Here is a 25,114-nt window from a genome sequence, read left to right as displayed (position 1 = left end):
ACAAGCGCCAGCAAAATCACGAGGATCGGTACTCGTGCCGCCCACGGTATGCGGGTCGTCTCCACGATGCTTCCCCACCGGCAGACACGAACAAAGCCAGCCTAGACGATGCCGCTCAGCCATAGCATCGGCCGTCATTGGGCATAGTTTGAGGTGTCAGGACGTTGGCACCACCGGACCCCATCCATCACGAGAGGCTCACTGATGACCTACCTTGCACACGAGAACCGCTATGACGGCCCGATGACCTACCGCCGCACGGGCCGCTCCGGGTTGGACCTGCCGCTACTGTCACTCGGTCTATGGCACAACTTTGGTGGCGACCGTCCCTACGAGACGCAGCGCGAGATCCTGACGCGTGCCTTTGATCTAGGCATCACACACTTCGACCTGGCCAACAACTACGGACCTCCGTACGGCTCGGCCGAGGAGAACTTTGGTCGCATGATGGCCAGCGACTTCAAGCCTTATCGCGACGAGATGATCATTTCCACCAAGGCAGGTTGGGACATGTGGCCCGGACCCTATGGTCAGGGCGGGGGAGGGCGCAAGTACGTCACCGCGAGCCTGGACCAGTCGCTGAGCCGACTTGGCCTCGACTATGTCGACATCTTCTACAGTCACCGCTTTGACGCGACCACCCCGCTGGAGGAGACCGCGGGCGCGCTCGATGCAGCGGTGCGCGCAGGCAAGGCCCTCTACGTGGGCATCTCCTCCTACGACGCGGAGCGCACCCGTGAGATGGCCGGGATTTTGCGCGAGCTCGGCACACCTCTGCTCATCCACCAGCCCTCGTACTCGATGCTGAACCGCTGGATCGAATCTGAGGGACTGCTCGACGCGACGGACCAGGTCGGTGCCGGCGTCATCGGCTTCTCGCCGCTGGCCCAGGGCATGCTGACCCCGCGCTACCTCGACGGCATCCCTGCGGACTCGCGAGCGGCCGAGGGGTCGTCGCTGGACAAGGACTGGATCACCGACGACATGATCGAGCGATTGCGCTCGCTCGACGCGACTGCGGAGAAGCGCGGCCAAACGCTCGCGCAACTCGCGCTGGCGTGGGCGTTGCGGGACGAGCGCGTGACGTCGCTTGTGATTGGAGCAAGTTCCGTCAAGCAACTCGAACAGAATGTGGGTGCGCTCGACAACCTCGAGTTCACGTCCGCGGAGCTTGCCGAGATCGACGAGTACGCGACTGACGCCGGAATTGACCTGTGGGCGGGTGCGCGCAAGGGCGAGATCTAGAGGGTTACCCTCGCCGACGCCACAATGCTCGCCCAGGCCGCGCCTCTTCCGGAAATCGGCCAAAGTGTCACAGATCGGGCGCGACCGTAACGTTTCGACTCTCATTCGTAACGATTCGGTGACGAAACGATACGAATGGGCCTTTTTGGATTGACACCTCTTGCAGGCCGGGCATACCGTGAACTCGATTCGTGGGAGCGCTCTCACGCACAATGAGAGCGCTCTCCTCGAGTCTGGACATTAACCCTTACTCACAAAGGAGTGAACGTGACCTTCTCACGTCGTAAGACTGCACTTGGCCTCTCGGCCGGCGTAGCAATTCTCGCTCTCACGGTTGCAGGCTGCTCCAGCAGCGACGACCCTGAGCCCAGCACGTCCGCGACCGGTGGCGCCATGGAGTCCACCTCGCCCGATGCGAACGCTGAGCCCGTTACGCTCACGCTCGCCACGTTCAACACCCCTGGTTACAACTCGATCGAGCAGCCTGACGCCGACTACGAGTTCGACCTCATCCAGGAATACATGGATGCAAACCCGAACGTCACCATCACCTACGACCGCAAGGCCGAGTCCGGTGACGCGCGCACCAACTTCTTTGCAAAGCTCGGCCCGGGTGGCCTCGCTGACGTCGAGATGGTCGAGGTCGACTGGATGCCCGAGGTCATGCAGTACTCGGACCTCCTCGCAGACCTGACGGACCCGTCGCTTGACGGCCGCTGGCTCGACTCCAAGGTTGCCGACGCTACCGACAAGGACGGCCGTCTCATCGGCGCCGGCACCGACGTTGGCCCGCAGGCAGTTTGCTACCGCTCTTCGCTGTTCGAAGAGGCCGGTATGGCTTCCGACCCCGCTGGTGTCGCTGACCTTCTTGATGGCGACTGGGCGAACTTCTTCGACGTTGGCCAGCAGTACTTCGACGCCACGGGCAAGGCATTCTTTGACTCCACGGGCGGCATCTGGCAGGGCATGATCAACCAGATCGACCCCGCATACGAAGACGCTGACTCGGGCGACATCATTGCGCTCGACAACCCCGAGGTGAAGGCTGCTTACGACCAGCTCACCGCTGCATCGAAGGACCAGTCCACGCACCTCGGTCAGTGGAGCGAAGACTGGTTCGCCGGCATGCAGAACGACGCGTTCGCCGTCATGCTTTGCCCGCCGTGGATGCTCGGCGTGATCTCCGGTTCGGCTGCTGACGCTACCGACTGGAACATCGCAAACGTCTACCCGAACGGTGGCGGTAACTGGGGTGGCTCATGGCTCACCGTTCCTGAGAACGGCGCCAACGTCGACGAGGCTAAGAAGCTCGCTGACTGGCTGACCGCTCCCGAGCAGCAGGCCAAGGCATTCGCTAACGCTGGCACTTACCCCAGCCAGCCTGCCGCATACGAGGACCCGCTGGTTGCTTCCGCATCCAACGCGTTCTTCAACGACGCAGCCACCGGCACGATCTTCGCAGACCGCGCCCAGGCTGTTCTCCCCTCGCCTTACAAGGGTACGTACTACTTCCAGGTGAACACCGCTATCACCGACGCGCTGACCCGCGTTGACGATGGCACGGACGCTCCCGATGCATCATGGGACAAGGCCGTCACGGACATTAACAACATCGGTTAATTCCGTAACACCAGTCAGGGTCGCCTCCTCACGGAGGCGGCCCTGACTCTCCCCTTGAAATCGTCCTTGACCTGAAAGAAGCTCATGTCTACCACTGACTTGGACACCGCTACCGAGACACCGCGCGACCTTTGGCGTCAGCGCCTCGGCAGGTGGGACCTCAAGGCGTCCCCCTACCTCTATATCGCGCCGTTCTTCATCGTGTTTGCCCTTTTTGGCATCTTCCCCATCATCTACACGGCCGTCATTTCGATGATGGACTGGGACACGATCCGCAACTCCGGTGAGTTCATCGGGTTCGGCAACTTCGACTTTGTTTTGCATGACCGCAAGTTCTGGCTTGCTCTGCGCAACACTTTCTCAATCTTCCTGCTGTCATCTATTCCGCAGCTACTGATGTCCACGTTCATCGCCGCGATGCTGGACCACCACCTGCGGGCCCGCACCTTCTGGCGCATGGGCGTGTTGGTTCCTTACGTTGTCATGCCCGTCGCCGTTGGCATCATCTTCTCCAAGCTGTTCGCAGACGAGAGCGGTGTCTTCAACCAGTGGCTCGGAATGATCGGCATTGACCCGATCGGTTGGCATAAAGAGGTGCTTCCCAGCCACTTCGCGATCGCCACCATGGTGAACTTCCGCTGGACGGGCTACAACGCCTTGATTCTCCTAGCCGCCATGCAGGCGATTCCGCGTGACCTCTACGAGGCGGCGGCGATCGATGGTGCTGGCCGACTGCGGAGGTTTATCTCCGTGACGATTCCGCAGATTCGCCCGACCATGATCTTTGTGATTATCACCGCGACCATCGGTGGCCTGCAGATCTTCGACGAGCCTCGCATGTTCGACAACACCGGTAGCGGTGGCGCGGACCAACAGTGGTTGACCATCACGATGTACATGTACAACACCGGGTGGGGCCAACTCAACTTTGGTCGAGCATCAGCTATCGCCTGGCTCCTATTCCTCATCATCGTGATCTTCAGCCTGATTAACCTCTGGATAACTCGAAGATTCATCAAGACCGACAAATCAGGAGGCATCTAATGGCGCTCCGCCGAACTAGTGTCATTTCGCTCAGCAGGCCTACGTGGTTTGTTTACGCGGCCCTCGCGGTTGTCCTCATTGCCTCGCTATTCCCGCTGTACTACACGTTCCTCATCGGTTCCGGAGACGCGTCTACGGTCACCGATCAGAACCTGTCGTGGATACCTGGGGGCAACTTCCTCTCGAACGCTGCCTCGGTGATCAATAACCCCGCGGTGAACTTCTGGAAGGCGCTGGGGAACTCGATTATCGTCTCGACCACGGTCGGGCTGTCAACGGTTATCCTTTCCACCATTGCGGGATTCGCCTTCGCCAAGTTGAACTTCAAGGGCAACAAGGTTCTCCTCACCTCAGTGATCGCAACCATGGTTGTCCCCGTGCAGCTCGGTGTGGTGCCGCTGTACATCTTGATGAACAACTTTGGCTGGACGGGTTCGCTCGGAGCAGTTATCGTGCCGGCGCTGGTGACCGCGTTCGGAGTGTTCTGGATGACGCAGTACCTGCAGCAGTCGCTGCCGACTGAGCTGATCGAGGCCGCCCGTGTGGATGGTTGCAACATGCTTCGCACGTTCTGGCACGTGGGCGTTCCCGCTGCGCGACCGGCCGCTGCGATGTTGTTCCTCTTCACGTTCGTGACGGCATGGAACAACTTCATGTGGCCGCTGATCATCCTCGATCAGTCCAACCCCACTCTGCCGCTGGCCCTGTCGCTGCTACAGGCGAACTTCTTTGTGGACTACTCGCTGGTGCTTGCCGGCGTCATGCTCGCGACGATTCCGTTGCTACTCCTGTTCGTCTTTGCTGGTCGCCAGCTCGTGTCCGGGATCATGGCGGGGGCAGTCAAGGGCTAACGCTCTCGACGAACCCCGATTGGAGCCGACAATGAAGTCGTCCGACAGTTTGAATGCTCGTCGTGGTGGTGCCCACAATGTTGTGGTGGGCACCACGCGACGAGTGGCAAGGACAACTTCGTGAACGGGATTCGCACCGCGGCGCCCACCCTTGAGATGGTCGCGGAGCGTGCCGGGGTTTCCCGCGCCACGGTTTCTCGCGTGGTCAACGGCTCGCCTAAGGTGCACCCCTCGAGTGCCGACGCGGTACGCACCGCTATCGCGGAACTAGGTTACGTCCCAAACCGAGCGGCACGCTCGCTCGCGAGCCAGCAGTCACACGCCATCGCTCTGGTGGCCCCGGAGGACGTGACGCGTTTCTTTGGTGACGTCTACTTCGCATCCATCGTGGCGGGCATCCACAGCAGGCTTGACCAGAGCGACTATGTGCTCAACCTGATGGTTGCGAGCCCGGATCCCAGCGCCAAGATGATGCGCTACCTCGCCGGCGGTGCGGTCGATGGAGTGGCGGTGGTGTCCCACCACACTAGCGATCATTCGCTTGAGCAGATCAGCGGCATTATGCCAATCGTCTTTGGCGGACGGCCTGCAGTCAACGGCGTCGATGCGTACGTGGTGGACGTCGACAACGTCGCGGGTGCGGCCACTGCAACGCGGCGGCTCGTCGAGCGGGGCTGCCGACGCATCGCTTCCATCACTGGACCTGCATCGATGCAGAGCGCGCTCGACCGTATCCAGGGCTGGCGTCAGGTGCTCGAAGCGAATGGGCTCGAGCCTGGACCATGTATTGATGGTGATTACACCGTGCTCGGTGCACAACGGGCGATGCGCGAAGTTCTAGACCGTGACCCCAGTATCGACGGCGTCTTCGTCGCCTCTGACCTCATGACGACCGGAGCGATGCCAGTTCTCATGGACCGCGGCTACGCGATCCCAAGCGACGTGGCAGTGGTTGGGTATGACGATAGTCCCGCAGCAGACGTATGCGAGGTGCCGCTGACGACCGTCCGCCAGCCCTCGGTCGACATGGGCCGCATGATGGCCGACATTTTGATCGATGTGTTGGCCGGCAACGTCGACAGGCCGCGCACTACCATCATGCCGACCGAACTCGTGGTGCGTAGATCCGCCTAAGGCACCACGACGATCTTGCCGCGTACGTGTCCGCCCTCGAGCTCGGCGTAGGCATCCGCGGTGTCGGCGAGCGCGAAGGTATTCGCGACCTCGACCTTGAGTGCGCCGTCGTCGATGAGTTCTGCGAGTTCCTCTAGGTCCGTAGAGTCGGGTCGCACCCACACGTAGTGGCCGCCGAATTCGGTTGCCGCCCTAGGGTCCGCGACAGACGCGACTACGCCACCCTTTGTGAGCAATTCTGAGGTGTGGTCGAGGGAGGCGCCACCTGCGTAGTCGAGGATGATGTCGTAGCCAGCGGGGGACTGCGCCAGTGCGCGTTCCACCAGACCGTCGCCGTACTCGATGGGCGTGACGCCGAGGTCGCGCAGGTAGTCATGGTTCGTGGCCGATGCCGTACCCACCACAGTTGCGCCCGCATGGAGGGCGAGCTGGACGGCAAACGAGCCAACGCCGCCGGCTGCGCCGTGGACGAGGACGGTCTGTCCGCTCGCAACGCCCGCGCGGCGCACGGTCTGTAGTGCCGTGAGTCCGGCGAGCGGAACGGCAGCCGCCTGCTCGAAGCCGATGCTAGAGGGCTTGTGTGCTGCAGTTCGGACGGGCACTGCGACGAGTTCGGCGAGAGTTCCCCCGCCTATCGAGTCCTTGCGAGCATAGGCGTACACCTCGTCGCCCACCTGAAATTCAGGGGTATCTAGGCCCACCTGCGCCACGACACCGGCAACGTCCCATCCAGGCACCACCGGGAATTGCGTGTCGATCAGTCCCGCGAGGTATCCCTCGCGAACCTTGTAGTCGACGGGATTGATGCCGGCCGCCTTGACCTCAACCACGATGCTGTCGGGTCCGGGGTGGGGGTCCGCAACTTCGGTGAGTTCAAAGACTTCGGTATTGCCGAACTGTGCATAGGTGATTGCTTTCATGTCAGAGCAAACCACGCCATCGGCTGTGGCATTCCATAGAGCGTCGTCGACCATGTAACGGCGAAGACAACCGCGCCAGGGCAGTGATGCCCTGGCGCGGTCGGGGAATGTTACTTGGTGATGGTCCTGCGGCGCTTGGCGACCATGAGCAGCATTCCGCCGATCAGTGCAGCGCCGAGTCTGGCGAGTCCCATCCAGATGGTGCTCTCCTCGACTCCCGCGCCTGACAGATGGCTGGGCAGACCCGGGGGTGATGCGGTCGGGTACCAGGTTGGGCGCCGCCGTGGGCGTTGGGTGAGGAACCTGATTAGGAGTGAGCAGCAGAGTCCGGCCGTTTAGCGCTAGCTAGTGCACTGTGTCGCGGTCGTGACGGTGGGGCGGGTGTTCATGGGTTACGCCCGCCCCACCGCCAACCAATTAGGCCGCCGCGACTTGGATGCGTCGTGGTTTGGCAGACTCAGCCTTAGGTACCGTTACCGTGAGTAGGCCATCCTTGTATTCTGCCTTGATCTTGTCGGCGTCCACTCGGTCGGGGAGTCGTACTGCGCGGTGAAAGCGGCCAAAGCAACGCTCGACGCGCTTGAAGCCGTCGACGTTGGCGTCGCTATAGAACTGGCGCTCTCCCGCAATCGTGAGAACACTGTCCTCGATAGACACATCCACTTTGTTTGGCGATACGCCCGGGAGCTCGACGTGAAGGGTGAAACTCTCATCACCTTCTTCAACGTCGAGTGCGGGGCTGAATGCGCCTGCGAGAGACGCTTCCGAGTCGCCGAAGAACTGGCGCACTATGCGCTGGAAGTCTTCCGGCCAGGGGGAAACCACACCGGTGGAGTTAATGCGAGCGATATCGCGAGCCATGACGAACAACCTCCTTGAACTCTTCTGGGAACCACGCGGGCGGGCGCCCACGCGTCTTGAGCGCGACTGACCGCGATCTACAAGATGACAGAAGGCCGTAGTCTGAGCGTCGCGCTCGATCACATAATAAGACTTGAGCGAGGTTCGCTCAAGTCTTTCTGTTTACCCTGGTAAGTTATCTATCTCGAAGCGAATCAAGTCATCAGGCGTGGTATCGCGCTACGTATCTGGACCTTGTTTTGGCAAGGTGGTCGTGTGGCGTGGCGCAGTCCCGTTAGCCTTTCTCAATGAGACCAGAACGCTTCGACACCGTACTGCGCCACGCGCGCATCACCGGTGGCGCAGACTCGACCGTGGACGTGCTGATTCGGGATGGACGCATCGCGCAGATTGCGCCGGTGATCGAAGCCGGAGACGCCGTCGACACGGAACAGGTTGACCTCGACGGTCGCTTCTTGGGGCCCGGCATGTGGGACAACCACGTGCACTTCGCGCTCTGGGCGCGGACCCGCAGGCGGTTTCACGTCGCGGGCGCCTCATCCGCAGCTGAGGTGTGCGCGATGGTAGCCGCGCGCGTCGCTGCCGAACCGGAGAACGACGCGACGCTCGTGGGAGTGGGGTTCCGCGATGCCCTGTGGCCCGACGTTCCCACGACGGAAGCGCTCGACGCCGCGTCTCGTCATCGGCCGGTAGTGCTGATCAGTGGCGACGTGCACTGCTGTTGGGTCAACTCCGCGGCCGAGCGCCACTACGACTTGGCGCACGCCGGGCTGCTTCGCGAGACTGAGGCTTTCGAGTTGCAGCGCAAGCTGGAGGTCGAGCCTGACGACGACGAGCGTATTTACGCGGTGGAGGCCGGGGCTTCTGCGGCCGCCCGCGGCACCGTGGGCATCGTTGATCTCGAGATGGCGGACAACATGCGGCTTTGGGTTCGCAACTGCGCTCAAGGGCTGGGATTACTGCGGGTGCGCGCGGGCTTCTACGAGGACATGTTCGACACGATGGTGGAGCGAGGCGTACGCACCGGAGACGTCGTTGAGAAAACCAACGGCCTGGTCACCGTGGGGCCGTTCAAGATCATCACGGACGGCTCGCTCAACACCAAGACCGCGTACTGCCACGACCCCTACCCGGGGACGGCAGACCACGGCATCATCACGGTGCCGCCCGCTGCCCTCGAGGACATGCTTGACCGTGCCACGCAGTACGGTTTCGAGGTGGCCGTGCACGCGATCGGAGACCTAGCCAACACGTCCGCGCTCGACGCCTTTGCCGCCACGGGCGCGCGAGGTTCAATTGAGCACGCGCAACTGGTCCAGCCAGAAGACATCGTCCGCTTTGCTCAACTGGGAATCACGGCAAGCGTCCAGCCCGAGCACGCGATGGACGACCGCGATGCAGCCGATGTGCTCTGGGCCGGGCGCACCGACCGCTCGTTCCCGCTCGCAGACCTCCACGCCGCGGGCGCCCGTATCGCCCTGGGTTCGGACGCCCCCGTCGCGACGCTCGACCCGTGGATCTCCTTTGCCGCGGCGGTGTCGAGGTCACGCGACGGACGCGAACCGTGGCACCCCGAGCAGCAACTCTCGCGCGAGGCGGCCCTCGCGGCATCGACATGTAGCGCTCGCGTGGAAGAGGGCGCACTCGCGGACCTCGTTATTACTGACGCCGACCCGATGACGGCTGAGCCTGACGTGCTACGCCGAATGCCTGTTGCTGCGACCCTCGTCGGAGGCGCGTTTACTCACACGCGCCTGTGATGGCGTTCCTCGACGAGGAATGAACCTGCAGACATGGGCGTTGGCGACGGGGAGTTCATTTCGTAAATATTGAGGAGTAATTCGTGGTCAAGGTTGAAGTCTGGTCCGACGTTGCGTGCCCGTGGTGCTACATCGGCAAGAAGCGCCTGCAGGATGCCATTGCAGAATTTGATGGCCCCGTCGAGGTTCAGTGGCGTAGCTACCAGCTCGACCCCACGCACCCCAAGGGTGAGGTCATGACGCAGCCCGAAATGTTTGCCAAGCGCGGCATCGCGGCGGACCAGGTCGCGCAGATGAACGAGCGGGTGACCGGCATTGCGGCCGAGGTGGGCCTCGACTACGACCTCGGCTCCTACCTGGTGTCCAACACCAAGGACGCGCACCGACTGTCTCACTTTGCGGACTCGCGCGGCGTGGGCGACCAGATGCACGAGCGCCTGTTTCAGGCTCAAATGATGGAAGGCAAGATCCTCGACGACGCCGATGTTCTGGTCGGCCTGGGTGAGGACGTCGGCATTCCCGCCGAGGACACTCGCGCCATGCTTGCGTCGGACGAATTCGTCTCGGCCGTGGACGCCGACATCGCCGACGCGCAGATGGTTGGAGTGCAGGGCGTGCCCTTCTTCGTCTTTGACCGCAAGTACGCGGTCTCCGGTGCGCAGCCCAAGGAGATGTTCACCCAGGCACTCGAGACCGCCCGCTCGGGCGACGTTCCCGCAGGGCAGTAGTTTCCCATCGTCGCCTGGGAGTAACTATGTCTATCCTGAGCCTGTGAACACCATTACTCATGTCGGTATCGTCGTCAATCCGTCCAAAACCAGCCGCGAGGACATCGAGGATGCGTTGAGCTCCATCGACATTGACCTCCCGTCGCCGCGCTTCTCGTGGTTTGAGACCACCAAGGAGGATCCCGGGCATGGGATGACGCAGGAGGCCCTCGAGGCGGGGGTCGATCTGGTGATCGCAGCTGGTGGCGACGGTACGGTGCGAGCCGTGGCGGAATGCCTCGCGGACAGCGAGGCGCAGGCTGAACTCGGCATCGTTCCGCTGGGCACTGGCAATTTGCTGACGCGAAACCTTGAGATTCCCCTGAACAGCATCGCCAAGGCGCTCACGGTGGCGCTTTCCGGAAGGTCGCGAACCATCGACCTGGCCTGGGCTCAGGCTGACATGGGCGATAGCGATCAAGATAAGAATCAGCGACTGGCGTTCACCGTCATGGCGGGCGTAGGCGTTGACGCCAACATGATCATCGAGACCGACGAGGACCTAAAGGGCAAGGTCGGTTGGCTGGCCTACGTCGAGTCCCTCGGGCGGGCGCTGTCGGAGAGCGACGTGATTGACATGGAGCTCGCCGTAGACGGCGCTGAGCCGTCCCGCAGCGAGGCGCACACGCTGATTGTTGGCAACTGCGGAATCCTGACCGGCGGCGTCACGCTGTTGCCTGACGCGGACCCCGCGGACGGCGAGCTCGACATGCTGGTGCTAAGCGCCGATGGCGTGGCGAGTTGGATGGACACGTTGCGCACCATGGTGTGGGACAACGGAATCAAGCGCATGGTGACGGGAAGCGATGCGGCGGAAAGCAGCGAATCAGTCGCTCACCAGCGCGTCACCTCCGTCATCGTCACCTTGAGCGAGAAGCGAGTCCTGGAACTGGACGGCGACGACGTGGGGGAGTGCTCTCGCATCGAGTTCAGCATTCAGCCCGACGCCATCAAGGTACGGGTCCCGCAGGACTAGCCCGGCCGTTGCGCCTCCCCCAGAGTTCAGACGCGGGTATTCAACAGTCCAGCGCACTGAGCAGGGCGCCGCGGTCGTACCGCTCACCTCGGCGTTGCTGAGCGCGGGCCTCATGAACGACACGCCCGGGTCGGTCCGACAGCACCACAATGCGGTCGGCCAGAGTCATTGCCTCGTCGATGTCGTGAGTGACCAGAACCACGCCTGAACCCGACTTGGAAGCGTCCCCCACCTCAGCATCGGCCGCCGCAGCCTTCTCCGTCAGGTGAACAGTGGCGAGCCAGGCGTTCATGCGCCGACGCGTGACGGGGTCGAGTCCGCCGAAGGGTTCGTCGAGCAGCAGCACCGGTCGCTCCGCCAGGCACGTCCTGAGCAACGCGAGACGCTGGCGCATCCCGCCGGACAACTCGTGGGGCCACGCGCGCTCAAAGCCTGTGAGGCCAAACTCCTTGAAAAGATGTTGTGCTCGAGGTTTCGCGCGATCGCGAGGTACCCCGGCCGCGATCGCCCCGACCATGGCGTTCGCCATCGCCCGTCGCCAGGGAAGCAGGCCGTCGCGCTGTGGCATCCACGCGGTGGCTCGCCGACCGGAGGCGTCCGAAGGGACGGCGATAGTGCCCTCGACCCGAGCCCTAGCATCCAGGAGCCCGCCGAGTGCGCGCAGCAGGGTGGATTTACCGCAGCCCGATGGTCCGAGCACGGCCACAAATTCGCCATCGTGTACTTCGAGACTCAACGCATCGAGCACGGTCAGGCCACCGTCCTGCCTGCCGCCACGCCCCCCGCGCGAGGCGGGGAACGTGATGGTCAGGTCGCGCACGGAAAGGATTGGTTCGCTCGATCGATGAGCCTCCGAGGTCCGATCCGTGTTGCTAGCCGTTGTTGTCATTGTTGTACTGGCAGAAACTCGTTGGTCCACGCGCCGTCGACGTTAGGGTCGCCGTCCAGCATGTCGTTGTCGGTGAGCCATTGGGAGAACCGGTCCCAAGTTGTCCCATCCTGCTGTCCCCACGTCTGGGGTGACTCCGCGTACTTGTCCGCGAGCCAGTCAGTGCTCGCGGTGACGAGGGCCGAGTCGAGCTCTGGGGCGGCGACCATCAGCGCATCCGCGGCCGCGGTGGGGTCATCCATTGCCTCGGCGTAGCCACGCGCGGTGACGTCCACAAACGCACCCACTGTTTCCGGAGCAGACTCAATCTCCGCGCCTGATGTTGCGAGTAGTGGCGTGTACCAGTCGGGGATGCAGTCGAACCAGTCGCGGAACGCGATCGTGTTGACGTCCATGCCGTCAACCTCGCCCAGCCTCAAGGTGTCCCACGCGTCAAACACCCACGCGGTGTCGAACTGGTCCTGAGTGAGTCCGATGCGGAAGTCGTCGCTGACGAGCGGCACGTGGTCGACCTTTGCGGGGTCGCCGCCGTCGCACTCGACCAGACTGGAGATGATCGCGGTCTCCAAGTCAGATCCGTACGAACCGTACTTTTTGCCCTCGAGGTCCCGAGGCCGGCTGATGCCTTCGTCCGCCAGCGACAGCAGCGAGGACGTGTTGTGCTCGATGACGGTCGCCACGGAAACCACGTCGGCGCCGGCGGCACGGGCGGGCAGTAGTCCCTCAGCCACAGAGAACGCGAAGTCGGCCTGTCCCGCGGCGAGCAACTGCAGTCCGGACGTTTCGCCGGGTTCGATGACTGTGACGTCGAGTCCCTCGTCCTCGTACCACCCGTTGGCGAGTGCCAGGTAGAGACCGGAGTGGTTGGTGTTGGGCGTCCAGTCGAGCACCACGGTGACCGGTGTGAGGGGCTGAGCCGCGTTGGTTGCGGAGTCCAGTGCCGCCTCGTCCTTCGTGTCGGTATCGGTGGATGAGCAGGCGGCGAGCGCGAGGGCGGAACCGGCGGCGAGTGCCGCGAGTCGGGTGAAGTAAGTCATATTTTCTCCTGAATGAAAGTGGGAAGGGGAGGTTGGTCAGGTCGAAACGAGGTTGATCTGCCAGGGGGTGGCGACGCGTCTCAGAGCGACGATTGCCGCCACCATGAGAGCCGACAGAATTGCGATGAGGGCGATGCCGACGAAGATCTGGTCGACGGCGTACGCCTTGCGCGAGCGCTGAATGAAGACGCCGATGCCGGACTCGCCGGCGAGGTATTCGGAGACCACGGCCGCGCCCACGGCGTAGGTGGCAGCGATCCGTAGGCCGGCAAGCGCACCGGGCACTGACGCGGGAAGCCGCACCAGCAAAAGCTGATGTACCTTGCCTCCACCGAGTCCCGCGACGGTGTCGGAGTACTCGGCGTCCACGTCCCTGATGGCCGCGGTCGCGGCGACGAGAACGGGGAAGAAGACGGTCAGCGCGACCAGGGTCACCTTGGGGGTGAGCCCGTAACCGGCCCACAGGATCATCAGCGGCGCGAGCACCACCGTGGGAATGGTCTGACTGAGTAGCACCACAGGCTGGGAAATCTGCCCGCTGGTGGGAAAGGCCGAGGTGAGGACGGCGAGCAGCCATCCCAGCATCGTCCCCATGGCGAGCCCAAGTACCGCCTCGGTCGCCGTGGTGGCGACGTGTTGGCCGAGCAGGGGAGCCTGCTCGATCGCAGTGGCGACCACCTGGGACGGGCTGGGCAGTACAAACGGCGGCAAGTCGCCGATGCGCACGGCGGCCTCCCACGCAGCGATGAGTACGGCGACGGTTCCGGTGCCGATGAGCGCGGCGCGTAGTCGGGATCCGTGCGCGCGCCCGCTTCGGTGAGCATTCGCGGTCAACGGCGGTGCTTGCCCACCAGATCCTGGACGGATGGGCCGTCGTCGGCCGCGCTGCCCGAGACCTTGATGACGGACAGGCACCCCTCCGCTCCGGCGGTGAGCGTGGCCTCGTGGACGGTGCGCAGCAGCGCCCAGATCTGGTCGGGGGTTCCCTCGATGGTGGTTCCCATCCCGCCAACCTTGTAGGACAGACCGGAATCGCTGATGGCAGCGATGGCGGTGTCGACGTGGGCGTAGCGGTTGTCTGCGGTGCCGATGGGGCGGGGTAAGACTTGGATTTCTGCGATCATGTGTGACTCCTGGATTGAGACCAGGGTGCAGCACAGCGCTCGCACTACTGCATCACATGCAGTCGCCATCCGGCACGGGGAGTACACCCGGCGGGTATTGCAAATGCGCTGCCGAGCCCACGCCCGTGCCTTCGACACGTCCTTACGCTGGCATTACCCAGGTCAAGTTATCGGGTCAACAGCGCACTGATGGCTGTTTTCTCAGCTCGGCTGCCCCGAGCTCCCCGCGTTGGCTCTTGAAGCATAGCCACATTGTCGAGAAGGAGTCCAACAAGGACACAGGGTGGCCTGTGAAGTCCGCTCTGTTCTTTGGAGGTACGCCATATACTGGCCGACTATGAGTCCCAGATTGGACATTCGAGAGTCTCGACAGCACCGTTCACGGCGACCCGGACTTCATCCACGACCTCGCGGACGGCTTGACAACGTGAAGTCCGCCATCGAGACCGCTGACGTGCAAATGACGTGGGACTCCGCCACTGGCACCCCCAAGACAGGACCATGATGCTCCCGACCAGGTTGCGGGTTTCGCTCGGACGCACCGCCCCTAGCGAGACCCTGCGCCCACTGAAGACGTGGGTCATTCCCGTGCTCATTGTCGCGTTGGTGGTCTTGGCCGCCTTCGCCATTGCAGACTCCGGTGAGACGCCTCTTTTCTTGGTGGTCGCGTTGGCAGTGGTGGCGTTGGCGGCGATCCTGGGATCCATGACTGGGCTGCGCTGGCTGTCGCCCAAGGTCGTGAATGTCGAGCGCAGTGAGGGACCCCTGGTCATGACACCCCCGGCGGCCCTGCAGATTCTGGTGAATCTCATGGCGGGGCTCGCGCTGCTGTCCGTCGTGGTGCTGTGGGTGCAACCTGATCAATGGGCGGATGCACCGTTCTACACCCGCGGCGTGATTTTGGGAGGGCCGGTGGTGGGTGCCCTCATGACCGGGCAGACATTGCTGTCGCTGCGTCGGCCCGCTGGACTTGGCTTGGATGACTACGGCTTGCGCGGGGTGAGGGGCGGTCCTCACGTGGCACTGAAGTGGTCGCAATTGGAGGACATCAGGGTGATCGAGGTGAAGAAGACTCGGACCTTGGTGTTGGTGACCGTCGACGGTCCAGTACAGGTGAAGGAGGGAACACTGAGCGGCGACGTCTACGCGGTCGCGACGGTCGTGGCCTACTACCTGCACCACCCAGATGAGCGCGCCCGACTGAGTAGCGGAGTTGATGCTGTCCGTCACGTCGAGGCCGAGGTGCTGGCCGGGCAGTTTGCCGCCCTCTGACAGAACGCTACCGCCGCATGAATTGACATCGACATCATGCTTGTCAAGAAAGAAATGTCGGTTGCGGATTTCTCGACACGAGTGGGGCTTGACGTTGAAGGCATCAGTTGCCCAGCAGCTGCCCCGAGCTCCCCGCGTTGGCTCTTGAAGCATGGCCACATTGCTGAGCTCGAGTCCACACGCCCCTTGGGGGGTGCCTGCGCCTACCTACCAGGTGAGCCGTCGCCCAGGTCGGTACAGTCCACCTCGACGGTGAGGTGCATGCGCATGTAGTCGCGCGCTCCCGCGTCGCCGTGAGCCGCGGCCGCGACATCGCGCCAGTGGTCACGGCCTATCAGTACGGGATGCCCTGGCTGGCCGTTGACATTCGCCCGCGCTATCGCCTCACGCCCGTCGTTGGTGCCCGCGGCGATGACCCGCATGCCCGCGCTAGCGGTCTGTTGGGGAAGCTCAACGAGGGTCAGCAACACGGCATCGGCCGCAGAAGTTGCCGCCGCTGCGAGCCCTACACGTATCGACGCTGCCTGGCCTTCTTCCCAGTCGGTGGCGATGACGGGAAGCGCCCGTGGAGGGACGAGGGGTGCCGCGGCATCGGCTTGCGCTCCCAGCACCACAATGACCTCGCGGCAGCCTGCGTCGCGAAGAGCGTCGCAGGCGAGCGTCACCCACGGCACACCCTCCGGAGTCTTGCTGAGCACTGGGGGCCCTTCTGCACGCGATCCCGCACCCGCCGCTAGCACCACTCCTGTCACGTCCATGCCATCCATCCTAGGATGAGTGCGCGGTGCATGGCCGAATGCGATGACTTCAGTAGCCGCGCGCTGAGTGCTGAGTGCTGAGTGCTGGGCCGATGCCGATGCCGTTGCGGCTTTCGCTTCCACGGACGCCGCTCGGCGCTTACTGCGCAGAGGTAAAACTGATCGCGCCTGCGACGTCGTGCCAGGCCGCACTGGCCCGCTCCTCGTCCTGATACATCGACCATGTGAGGGGGGTGACGATCCAGCCGCGCTCCCTGGCGTCAATGAGCACACGGGTCGGTGGCTCGCCGTCCGCGTAGGCGGTGGCCCCGGAGATATTGGGCTCCCAGGTCGAGGCATCCGGGGGTGCCGACACGGCCGGCGTGGGGGCGATGTGGAACGAGTATCCGTAGGACGCGTCAGCCTCGGCTGGGGCCGCATCAAGGGTGAGGTCAAAGCCCCCGTCGACCGCATCCACCCGCCAGGTATCCGAGACGGTGATCCCGAGTGCTGCTGCCGATTCACGTGCGGCAGTGTCGCTTCCAGACGGCTTGAAGGCTAGCCAGGCAAGGAGAACAGCAACCGCCAAGACGACCGTCATAGCGAGGAAGACTATCCAGACCTGTGGTCGCGCACTCGCCGGCTGCGAATCATCCCCGTGAGGAGTAACACCGGGGATACGAGGATCTGAGGTAGGCGTCGATCCATGATGCGCGGCCGGCATGATGCGGCGGTAGGACGGCATAAAACCTGGCACCTGACCTCCCTCCTCTCAGCGCGGATGCTTCGACCTTACAAGTAAAGGCAGTGGGGGAGTGGGCTATGTGGGAGAGTTCTCGCCGAACTTCACATCGACCACGTCGTGCCACGTGTGATCGTCCGCAAGACCAGTACGCACCAACATGTCCCTCCAGTCTTCCTGGGCATGCTCGAGGGCGTCCTCAAACATGGACTGATTGCCTCGCGATGCCAGCAGAATTGCCGCGTGGATGCGTTCGGGGTCCACCTGGGGAGAGACTGGGATCCGACCCAGCGTGCTCAGCATGGAGGGCGCGGAGGGACCAAAGTCGGCGGAGAGCCGCTCGGAGATGCGGGGACTGGGGACGGCCATGGGCTGAAGTCTGGCACGCCTCAAGCGTCGTGTGTGACCGTTATTCAAGCGACCTTGCGGGCGTCGAGTCGCGCCGCCAACGACTACTCGCGGCCCCACCGCGGGGCCGCAGCGGGGGACTCGCCGTTCCTGCGCCTTTGACCATGCCGTCGAGAACCTCGGCGACCGTATCCAGTGCAGTGTGGCGCGGGGCCCAACCCAGAACGGAACGTGCTCGTGCGGTCGACATCAGAGTAAACGTCGCCGCCATGTCGACCCAGCCTGGGCTGACGGGCAGGATGCGCGCATTCCAGCCTGCCGATACTGCGGCCCGTACTGCCAACGTGGGCACCCTCTGAAATCTCCCATCGGAGAGCAGGCTCGCGATGTGGGGCCCGCCCAGCACGTCGTCGGCGGCGACATTGAGCGCCCCGCCGGGCCTGGTTCTGACGGCCCCGAGATATGCCTGGGCGACGTCGTCAGCGTGAAGGGCCTGGATTCGGGTGTCGTCTGGCCACGTGATTGCGGGGAGGTGTCCGTTGAAGGCAATGCCGGGGACCAGGCGCCCTATGAAGTAGCGCATGATCTCCGATCCCGCGTCATGCTGGAAGATCATGGCGGGCCGCAGTCGCGTGATGAGCACCTCGGGGTGGTCGTGCTGATGCCGGTTCAGCAGTTCCTCGAGGTCGGCCTTGTCAACGCTGTACTCGCTGGTCGGGACGCCCATGGTGGGCCAGCTCTCGTCGTGAAACTGGTCGTCGTGGCACGGCGAATAGGCGCCCACGGAGGAGGCCACCACCACGTGATCAACTCCGGCGGAACGTGCCGCATCCAGTACCCGCGAGGTACCAAGAATGTTCGTGCGACGCAAGCGGTCTCGGTCGTGATTGGGCTGAATCGCCCAAGCGAGGTGAATCACGGCGTCTGCGCCCTCCATGGCGCGGGCGAGGGTGCGGGTCACTTGGCGGCCGTCGCGCGAGCCGATGTCAACGCTAGTCCACGTCGCTATGTCGTAGGGAGCAGGAGGGGTGCGTCGTGGGATTCGTCGAGCGACCGCTGCGACTTCCGTCACGTCATTGGCGGCACGCAACGCACGCAATACAGCCGTACCGACATTTCCACTGGCGCCCAGGACGACGACCTTCATGGTTTCTCCCAATTCTGGTGACAGGTAGATGGCGTGCAGATGCAAGAGCGCACCGTTTGTTTCAACACATTCGCCTGCAAGGTTATGCCTAGAGATGGACGCGAGAGGTTCCCCACGGTCACCGGAATAGTAAGGACACCGCACCTGTTGGCCCAAGCATGGCTTTCACTCACAAGACCCCATCCATCAAACTCAGCGACGGTACTTCAATTCCGCAGCTCGGCTTCGGCACCTTTCAGGTTCCACCGGCCGATGCCGTGGAGACCGTGGGTGCCGCGCTTGAGGTTGGCTTCCGACACATCGACACTGCCCAGGGCTACCAGAACGAGGCGGAGGTGGGCGAGGCCATCGCCAACTCCGGAATCGCCCGTGATGAGATCTATGTCACCAGCAAACTCACCAACAGTAAGCACGCTCGTGAGGACGTGATGCGATCCTTCGACGAGACGCTCGAGAAGTTGCGTCTGGACAGGCTCGACCTCTTCCTCATCCATTGGCCGTTGCCGACTAAGTACGACGGGGACTTCGTTTCGACGTGGAAGGCGATGCTCGAATTGGTCGAGGACGGCCGCCTCACCTCCGCAGGTGTCTCCAACTTCGAGCCCGCGCACCTCACCAAGATCATCGAGGAGACCGGGGCAACGCCCGTCGTCAACCAGATTGAGGCGCACCCGTTCTTCCGTAACGATGTCGCTCGACGCGCCTCTCACGAGCAGGCCATCGCCGTCGAGGCATGGGGACCGCTGGCCAAGGGCGAGGCCCTCAGTGACCCCGTCGTGAAGGCAATTGCCGCGGAAACTGACCGCGCTGCATCCCAGGTTGTCCTGCGCTGGCACGTTCAGCGTGGCGACATCATTTTCCCCAAATCGATGCACCGCGAACGAATGGCCGAGAACCTCGCGATTTTCGACTTCGAGCTCTCGGACGACCAGATCGCCCGCATCGATGCTCTCGACAAGGGCGACGAGGGCCGTCAGGGGCCCAACCCCAATACCTTCGACAAGGTGTAGTCCCACCGCTGACGCACGGCGGGCCCTCTAGGCTCGGCGCACTAGTTGGGTCCGCGGATCCCGCCCTCGACTACCGCGTGCGCATTTTCTCCCACTCCACGGAGCTGTCCTTGTCGCCACCTCCGCGCATTCCTCGGGGCAGTGGAGCATCGCGATCTCACCGGGTGCAAGCCCCTCACGGGGTTCGCTAGGGGGGGGCGATACCGGGTCGCAACGGGCGCGTACGAGTCACCGAGAGCGGTGGCAATCTACGGATTGGCGGCCGCGCCACCGGCGTCCGACTCCCTATCCGTAAGGCTTGTGGCTACTTGCGGTTGGCCTGGTAGTAGGCGATGAGCGCCTTGGTGGACGCGTCCTGGTCGGCCAGCGCAGCCGCATCACCCTGGATAGCCGGCGCGATCTGGACGGCGAGCTGCTTGCCGAGCTCCACGCCCCACTGGTCAAAGCTGTTGATGCCCCAGATGACGCCCTGCGTAAACGTGATGTGCTCGTAGAGCGCAATCAGCTGGCCAAGCACCTGAGGGGTGAGCGCGGGGGCAAAGATCGAGGTGGTGGGCTTGTTGCCCGCGAACGTGCGTGCGGCGACGAGCGGACCCTCGGTGCCCTCGGCCTCGACCTCGGCCGCGGTCTTGCCGAAGGCCAGCGCCTTGGTCTGTGCCAGGAAGTTGGCGAGGAATAGCGAGTGTGCGTCCTGGTCGCCGTCCACCAGGGGATAGGCGGGGTTGACTACCGCGATGAAGTCTGCGGGGATCAGCTTGGTTCCCTGGTGAATGAGCTGGTAGAACGCATGCTGGCCGTTGGTGCCGGGCTCGCCCCAGAACACTTCCCCGGTCTCGGTGGTGACGGGGCTTCCATCCCAGCGCACCGACTTGCCGTTGGACTCCATAGTGAGTTGCTGCAAGTACGCAGGGAAGCGGTGCAGCTGCTGCGCGTAGGGCAGCACGGCGTGCGACTGCGAGCCAAGGAAGTTGCCGTACCAGACGTTCAGCAGGCCCATCAGGACCGGCACGTTCTGCTCGAGCGGGGTGGTGCGCACGTGCTCGTCCACCGTGTGGAAGCCCGCGAGCAGGTCGCCGAACACGTCGGGGCCGAGCGCGATAGACAGCGATAGGCCAATGGCGGAGTCGACCGAATAACGGCCGCCCACCCAGTCCCAGAAGCCGAAGGCGTTGGTGGGGTCGATGCCAAAGGCCTCGACCTTGTCGAGCGCCGTGGAAACCGCCACAAAGTGGTGGGCCACAGCATCGGCCTTGGAAGCAACGTCGCCGGAAATCGCATCGGAGGCGGCCAGCGCGTCCCACATCCACTGGCGGGCCAGGCGTGCGTTGGTGAGCGTCTCGAGAGTGGTGAACGTCTTGGAGGCCACGATGAACAGCGTGGTCTCAGGGTCGAGGCCCTTGAGCTTTTGCGCGATGTCGGTGGGGTCGATGTTGGACACAAAGCGCGCGGAGATGCCAGCGGTCGCGTACGGCTCGAGTGCCTCATAGACCATGACTGGGCCCAGGTCCGAACCGCCGATGCCGATGTTCACAATGTGCGTCACGCGCTTGCCGGTGACGCCGGTCCACTCGCCCGAGCGCACGCGGTCCGCGAACTCGGCAACCTTGCCCAGGACTTCCTGGACGTCTGCGTCGATGTCCTGACCGTCAACGACCAGGCCAGGGGACGCATCGGCCGGACGGCGCAGCGCAGTATGCAGCACCGCCCGATCTTCGGTGGTGTTGATGTGTTCGCCGGCGAGCATCGCTGCGTAGCGCTCGGCGACGCCGGTCTGCTCAGCCAGCTTCACAAGGCTGCTGAGGATCTCATCGGTGACCAGGTTCTTCGACAGGTCGACGTGCAGGTCGCCCAACGGTAGAGACATGCGCTCGACGCGGCTCGCGTCGGAGGCGAACCATGCGCGTAGATCCGGCGCGAAGGACTCGTGGTGGGCGGTCAGTTCCGCCCAGGCGGAGGTGGACGTGGCATCGATGGGTGCGTTCATGCCTCCTATGCTAGCGACGCGTACCGCTCCTCATGCCTGGCACGACTGGTCGATGCTGTTGAATGCGGCTAGACGCGAACGGATCCAGGTGCAGTGCGGCACGGAGGGTGAGCAGCCCCGCGTGATGTTGGTGGTGACCGCCGCGATTGCCGTGCGGGCCTTCCATCAGCGTCAACGTCGGCTCGGTTTCGCTCTACCGGCGGCGCTACTCGGTCTTCCGGTCTGGGAGACATCTCAAAAACTGGTGGAGCGCCCCGTCCGTCGTCCGCGTTCAGCGAATCCATCTCCTCAAGGGGGTACGCGTATCCCACGGGGCACACCCTGGCGATGACGCTGTTCGCATGGGTTTTCGTGGCAATCTCGAGCGCGCAACTTTGCTCCGTGGGGGACTTTGCGGCACTGGCAACTCTGGGGCGTACCCGCTAGTTGACGGGGGCCACCACGTTCGCGCCGCACAGCATGACGCCGATGCGACTGCCGGGTTCTGGCACCCAGCGCCCGGTCATCAATGCGGCGAAGGGCGCGGCGACGCCCGGCTCGACGATCACCCGGAGCAGGCGCCAGAGGCGGGCTTGGGCCACGGAGACGTCGTTGTCCGTCACGACCACAGATTGCACGTTCGCGTCGCTGAGGGCGCGCCAGGGAACGTCGCCGATGCGCCGGGCGCCCAGGTGGTCGGCAGCGACTCCCGAGATGGGCACGTCCACGGGGTGGCCTGCCTCGACGGCAGCGGCGAACGACGCGGTGCCCACGGTCTCGCAGCCCACTAGTTGCATGCGATCCCCGCACCACGCGGCGGCACCACCCGCGAGTCCGCCGCCGCCGACCGCGAGCATCATCGCGTCGAGGGGCCGACCAGCCGGGGTCCGGGCGTCGAGGTCGAACTCGCGCGCGGCGGTCCCCGCGCCGGCCATCACGACCGGATCGTCGAACGCCTCGATCGACGTCGCGTGGTTCTGCATGAGGTAGTCGGCGGCCGCATCCTTGGCGTCGCCGTAAGTCTCACCGATGCTGTGAATGTGCGCGTCGAGGCCTACCAGCCTGTCGACCTTGGAGGGGTTCGCAGTGGTGGGGACAAAGATGTGAGCCTGGTGCCCAAATTCGCGGGCCGCGTAGGCGACTGCTGCGCCGTGGTTACCGCCCGATGCGGCGACCACCCCAGCATCGGCGATGGACTGGGTCGCGACGTAATGGCACGCGCCGCGCGCCTTGAAAGCGCCGGTGACCTGGAGAAACTCGAGTTTGAAGACCAGCGTGGCATCGACGCCGATTGCGGATCCCGGGACCTCGATCACGGGAGTGTGACGCACGTGGGGCGCGATGGCCGCCGCAGCTCGGTCGATGTCGTCAGAAGTCACGTGCGTTGCGTCGATCATGAGTCCATTGTGTCCCCGCATTGCCTGGTGCGCAGAACAGGCGGTGGCGTGGGTGCCCGCGTGCGTCAGTCCTTCGTGGTGAGATAGTCCAGTGAGCGACAACAGCCAAAAACGACCAGCGGACGATGCCCGTGCCCGGCACCAGGAATTGGTTCAGGAGATCGAGGCGCACCGGGCGGCGTACTACGGCGACGATGCTCCGACGGTGTCTGACGCCGAGTACGACGCGCTTGAGCGTGAACTACGCGACCTCGAGGCGCTACACCCAGAGTTGGCGACTCCAGAGAGCCCCACCAAGACGGTGGGGGCGGCGAGTGCGCCCACGGGATTCGCGTCAGTCAAGCACCGCGAGCGGATGATGAGCCTCGATAACGCCTTCGGGATCGACGAGGTGGAGGCGTGGCTCACACGCGTGGGCAAGGAAGCCGGCGACGAGGAGATCGTGTGCGAGCCCAAGATCGACGGGCTGTCGATCTCGCTGACCTACGTGGACGGCGAATTGACTCAGGGGGTGACCCGCGGCGACGGCACCACGGGAGAGGACGTGACGGCCAATGTACGGACCATTTCCACGATTCCGGCACGGCTCACTGGGTCTGCCCCCGCAATGGTAGAGATTCGTGGCGAGGTGTTCCTACCCGTCGCCGCGTTCGAGGCGCTTAACGCGGGCCTGGTCGCTGAGGGCAAGGACCCGTACGCGAATCCCCGCAACACCGCCGCGGGCTCGCTACGCCAGAAGAACTCGGAAATTACCGCGAGTCGTCCATTAGACGTGACGACCTACGCGCTCGGAGCGCTCGACTGGGGCAGCGCTCCGGTGGACGAGCGAGCCTCGACTCAGTCGGGAATCTATGAGGTCCTTGCTGACTGGGGGCTCCCGGTCAGCGAGTTCACCGCCGTCTTGCGTGGACGCGAGGCCATCGAAGCCTACCTAGCCGACCTCGAAGCAAAACGCCACGACCTCGTGCACGAGATTGACGGCGCAGTACTCAAGGTGAACAGCCGCGCGGCGCAGGCAGAACTGGGCTTCACGAGCCGCGCCCCCCGTTGGGCGATCGCGTACAAATTCGCACCCGAGGAGGTGCACACCACCCTCGAGGACATTCGGGTGGACGTGGGCCGCACGGGACGCGTCACTCCCTACGGCGTCATGACCCCCACCGTCGTCGCCGGATCCACGGTGACGTTCGCTACGCTGCACAACGCTCATGAGGTGGCGCGCAAGGGCGTTCGCATCGGCGACACCGTGGTGCTGCGCAAGGCGGGAGACGTGATCCCGGAGATCGTGGGACCGGTGGTCGCGGCACGTACCGGCGACGAGCGCGAGTGGACGATGCCGGCCGAATGCCCGTCGTGCGGGACCGCTTTGGCCGAGCAGAAGGAGGGCGACAAGGACCTGCGCTGCCCCAACTCTGAGTTCTGTCCCGCGCAGATCGTGGACCGCATCGCCTTCATCGGCGCACGGGGAGCCTTTGACGTCGAGGTGCTGGGAGAGAAGGCGGCTCACGCGCTAGTCGAGTCAGGAGTGCTCGCGAACGAGGCGGGGTTGTTCTCGCTTACCGAGGACGACCTGCGGCGCGTACCGTTGCTGACGTATGAGGCGGACCAGAAACTCACCAAGAAACAGGCGGAGGCGGGTCAGGCGGGACGGCTCGCTGGCGACGTATCCGCCAACGGGCTCAAGCTGCTCGACAACCTTGAGCAGGCTAAGTCACAGGCGCTGTGGCGAGTGGTGGTGTCGCTGAGCATCCGGCATGTGGGACCCACGGCGTCACGTGCGCTGGCCACTGAGTTTGGCTCGATGGATGCCATCCGGACGGCCGATGCTGAGACGCTCGCCGCCGTCGAGGGCGTGGGGCCCGTGATCGCGGAGGCGGTGCTGCAGTGGTTCTCTGTGCCGTGGCACGTGAACATCGTCGACAGCTGGGCTGCCGCGGGAGTGCGGATGGAGGACGAGCGAGACGAATCGGTGCCGGCGACGCTTGCTGGCCTGACCATCGTCGCCACGGGATCGCTCGAGAACTTCACCCGGGACTCCGTCAAGGAGGCGATCATCGCGCACGGCGGCAAGGCCGCATCGTCCGTGTCCAAGAACACCGACTACGTGGTGGCCGGCGCAGGTGCTGGCTCGAAGGCGGCCAAGGCCGAGCAACTCGGGGTGACGATCCTCGACGAGGCCGCGTTCGAGGAGCTACTGGAGCAGGGGCCGTCAGCACTCTAGTCGCGCAAAAGGAAAGAGCGTGTCGGAGCAACGCACCACTGCTCCGACA

The 25,114-nt window shown here is 63.9% G+C and carries 23 protein-coding genes and 1 riboswitch; of the genes, 11 read left to right on the top strand and 12 right to left on the bottom strand.

From position 1 onward, the window contains the following. The first annotated feature begins 204 nt into the window (after positions 1-204). The 5 genes from mgrA (at position 205) to AOP77_RS09105 (ending at position 5,894) form a co-directional block, all read left to right on the top strand. Positions 205-1,245, top strand: a complete 1,041-nt coding sequence (gene mgrA / locus AOP77_RS09125) for an L-glyceraldehyde 3-phosphate reductase (RefSeq protein ID WP_062212746.1) — start codon at positions 205-207, stop codon at positions 1,243-1,245. Positions 1,246-1,512: 267 nt separating this feature from the next. Further along, entirely contained in the window at positions 1,513-2,865 is a 1,353-nt protein-coding gene (locus tag AOP77_RS09120) for an ABC transporter substrate-binding protein (RefSeq protein WP_236685801.1), read from the top strand. A gap of 84 nt (positions 2,866-2,949) precedes the next feature. Beyond that, entirely contained in the window at positions 2,950-3,909 is a 960-nt protein-coding gene (locus AOP77_RS09115; protein ID WP_062212740.1) for a carbohydrate ABC transporter permease, read from the top strand. Beyond that, positions 3,909-4,760, top strand: a complete 852-nt coding sequence (locus tag AOP77_RS09110) for a carbohydrate ABC transporter permease (protein WP_062212737.1) — start codon at positions 3,909-3,911, stop codon at positions 4,758-4,760. Before AOP77_RS09115 ends, AOP77_RS09110 begins: the two co-directional genes overlap by 1 nt. 156 nt (positions 4,761-4,916) lie before the next feature. Further along, on the top strand, positions 4,917-5,894 hold the full coding sequence (locus AOP77_RS09105) for a LacI family DNA-binding transcriptional regulator (protein WP_062213446.1): 978 nt from the start codon (positions 4,917-4,919) through the stop codon (positions 5,892-5,894). On the opposite strand, the gene AOP77_RS09100 is transcribed toward AOP77_RS09105, so the two are convergent. Both AOP77_RS09100 and AOP77_RS09095 read right to left on the bottom strand, forming a co-directional pair. Beyond that, positions 5,891-6,814: an NADP-dependent oxidoreductase gene (locus AOP77_RS09100; protein WP_062212734.1), complete on the bottom strand. Its 924-nt coding sequence runs from the start codon at positions 6,812-6,814 to the stop codon at positions 5,891-5,893. The two genes, AOP77_RS09105 and AOP77_RS09100, sit on opposite strands and share 4 nt — an antisense overlap. A gap of 417 nt (positions 6,815-7,231) precedes the next feature. Next, complete coding sequence (locus tag AOP77_RS09095) at positions 7,232-7,675, bottom strand: Hsp20/alpha crystallin family protein (protein ID WP_062212731.1); 444 nt, start codon at positions 7,673-7,675, stop codon at positions 7,232-7,234. A 287-nt stretch (positions 7,676-7,962) separates the two neighbouring features. On the opposite strand from AOP77_RS09095, the gene AOP77_RS09090 reads away from it, so the two are divergent. The 3 genes from AOP77_RS09090 to AOP77_RS09080 all read left to right on the top strand — a co-directional run bounded on the left by AOP77_RS09090 (position 7,963) and on the right by AOP77_RS09080 (position 11,178). Next, on the top strand, positions 7,963-9,435 hold the full coding sequence (locus tag AOP77_RS09090) for an amidohydrolase (protein ID WP_062212728.1): 1,473 nt from the start codon (positions 7,963-7,965) through the stop codon (positions 9,433-9,435). Between the two features lie 83 nt (positions 9,436-9,518). After that, positions 9,519-10,163 carry a DsbA family oxidoreductase gene (locus AOP77_RS09085; protein WP_062212725.1) on the top strand — a complete coding sequence of 215 codons (645 nt, stop codon included), beginning with the start codon at positions 9,519-9,521 and terminating at the stop codon, positions 10,161-10,163. Positions 10,164-10,206: 43 nt separating this feature from the next. Then, entirely contained in the window at positions 10,207-11,178 is a 972-nt protein-coding gene (locus AOP77_RS09080) for a diacylglycerol/lipid kinase family protein (protein ID WP_236685800.1), read from the top strand. A 40-nt stretch (positions 11,179-11,218) separates the two neighbouring features. Here AOP77_RS09080 and AOP77_RS09075 read toward each other — a convergent pair whose 3' ends face one another. From AOP77_RS09075 to AOP77_RS09060, 4 genes are read right to left on the bottom strand one after another with little or no spacing between them, the layout of a single operon-like run. Further along, positions 11,219-12,067 carry an ABC transporter ATP-binding protein gene (locus tag AOP77_RS09075; protein WP_084622511.1) on the bottom strand — a complete coding sequence of 283 codons (849 nt, stop codon included), beginning with the start codon at positions 12,065-12,067 and terminating at the stop codon, positions 11,219-11,221. After that, positions 12,064-13,104, bottom strand: a complete 1,041-nt coding sequence (locus AOP77_RS09070) for an ABC transporter substrate-binding protein (RefSeq protein ID WP_062212719.1) — start codon at positions 13,102-13,104, stop codon at positions 12,064-12,066. The genes AOP77_RS09075 and AOP77_RS09070 overlap by 4 nt, the downstream gene beginning before the upstream one ends. Before the next feature lie 36 nt (positions 13,105-13,140). After that, positions 13,141-13,938 (bottom strand): ABC transporter permease, encoded by a 798-nt coding sequence (locus tag AOP77_RS09065; RefSeq protein WP_169746475.1) that lies wholly within the window; start codon positions 13,936-13,938, stop codon positions 13,141-13,143. Then, entirely contained in the window at positions 13,935-14,228 is a 294-nt protein-coding gene (locus tag AOP77_RS09060; protein ID WP_062212716.1) for a thiamine-binding protein, read from the bottom strand. The genes AOP77_RS09065 and AOP77_RS09060 overlap by 4 nt, the downstream gene beginning before the upstream one ends. 122 nt (positions 14,229-14,350) lie before the next feature. Then, a riboswitch (TPP riboswitch) is annotated at positions 14,351-14,465 on the bottom strand. Between the two features lie 264 nt (positions 14,466-14,729). Between AOP77_RS09060 and AOP77_RS09055 the strand changes: the two genes are divergently transcribed. Further along, positions 14,730-15,500: a hypothetical protein gene (locus AOP77_RS09055; protein WP_062212713.1), complete on the top strand. Its 771-nt coding sequence runs from the start codon at positions 14,730-14,732 to the stop codon at positions 15,498-15,500. A gap of 203 nt (positions 15,501-15,703) precedes the next feature. Here the strand turns inward: AOP77_RS09055 and AOP77_RS09050 are convergent, their stop codons facing one another. The 4 genes from AOP77_RS09050 to AOP77_RS09035 form a co-directional block, all read right to left on the bottom strand. After that, entirely contained in the window at positions 15,704-16,258 is a 555-nt protein-coding gene (locus AOP77_RS09050; protein WP_062212710.1) for a nucleotidyltransferase family protein, read from the bottom strand. Positions 16,259-16,397: 139 nt separating this feature from the next. Next, positions 16,398-16,838: a hypothetical protein gene (locus tag AOP77_RS09045; protein WP_062212708.1), complete on the bottom strand. Its 441-nt coding sequence runs from the start codon at positions 16,836-16,838 to the stop codon at positions 16,398-16,400. Positions 16,839-17,057: 219 nt separating this feature from the next. Then, the gene (locus tag AOP77_RS09040) at positions 17,058-17,348 is read right to left on the bottom strand and encodes a hypothetical protein (RefSeq protein WP_062212705.1); all 291 of its coding nucleotides are present in this window, start codon (positions 17,346-17,348) and stop codon (positions 17,058-17,060) included. Between the two features lie 40 nt (positions 17,349-17,388). Next, positions 17,389-18,474, bottom strand: a complete 1,086-nt coding sequence (locus tag AOP77_RS09035) for an NAD-dependent epimerase/dehydratase family protein (protein ID WP_062212702.1) — start codon at positions 18,472-18,474, stop codon at positions 17,389-17,391. Positions 18,475-18,632: 158 nt separating this feature from the next. On the opposite strand from AOP77_RS09035, the gene AOP77_RS09030 reads away from it, so the two are divergent. After that, positions 18,633-19,484 carry an aldo/keto reductase gene (locus AOP77_RS09030; RefSeq protein WP_062212698.1) on the top strand — a complete coding sequence of 284 codons (852 nt, stop codon included), beginning with the start codon at positions 18,633-18,635 and terminating at the stop codon, positions 19,482-19,484. Between the two features lie 304 nt (positions 19,485-19,788). On the opposite strand, the gene pgi is transcribed toward AOP77_RS09030, so the two are convergent. Next, positions 19,789-21,468 (bottom strand): glucose-6-phosphate isomerase, encoded by a 1,680-nt coding sequence (gene pgi / locus AOP77_RS09025; RefSeq protein WP_062212695.1) that lies wholly within the window; start codon positions 21,466-21,468, stop codon positions 19,789-19,791. A 422-nt stretch (positions 21,469-21,890) separates the two neighbouring features. Further along, complete coding sequence (locus AOP77_RS09020; protein ID WP_062212692.1) at positions 21,891-22,844, bottom strand: serine/threonine dehydratase; 954 nt, start codon at positions 22,842-22,844, stop codon at positions 21,891-21,893. A gap of 91 nt (positions 22,845-22,935) precedes the next feature. Between AOP77_RS09020 and ligA the strand changes: the two genes are divergently transcribed. Beyond that, on the top strand, positions 22,936-25,065 hold the full coding sequence (gene ligA, locus AOP77_RS09015) for an NAD-dependent DNA ligase LigA (RefSeq protein WP_062212689.1): 2,130 nt from the start codon (positions 22,936-22,938) through the stop codon (positions 25,063-25,065). The last annotated feature ends 49 nt before the right edge of the window (positions 25,066-25,114 follow it).

It is taken from the genome of Demequina oxidasica (assembly GCF_000975115.1).
Classification (GTDB): Bacteria; Actinomycetota; Actinomycetes; order Actinomycetales; family Demequinaceae; genus Demequina; species Demequina oxidasica.
The sequence above is the reverse complement of the archived record's forward strand: the minus strand, read 5'-3'. Positions and strand labels throughout refer to the sequence as shown.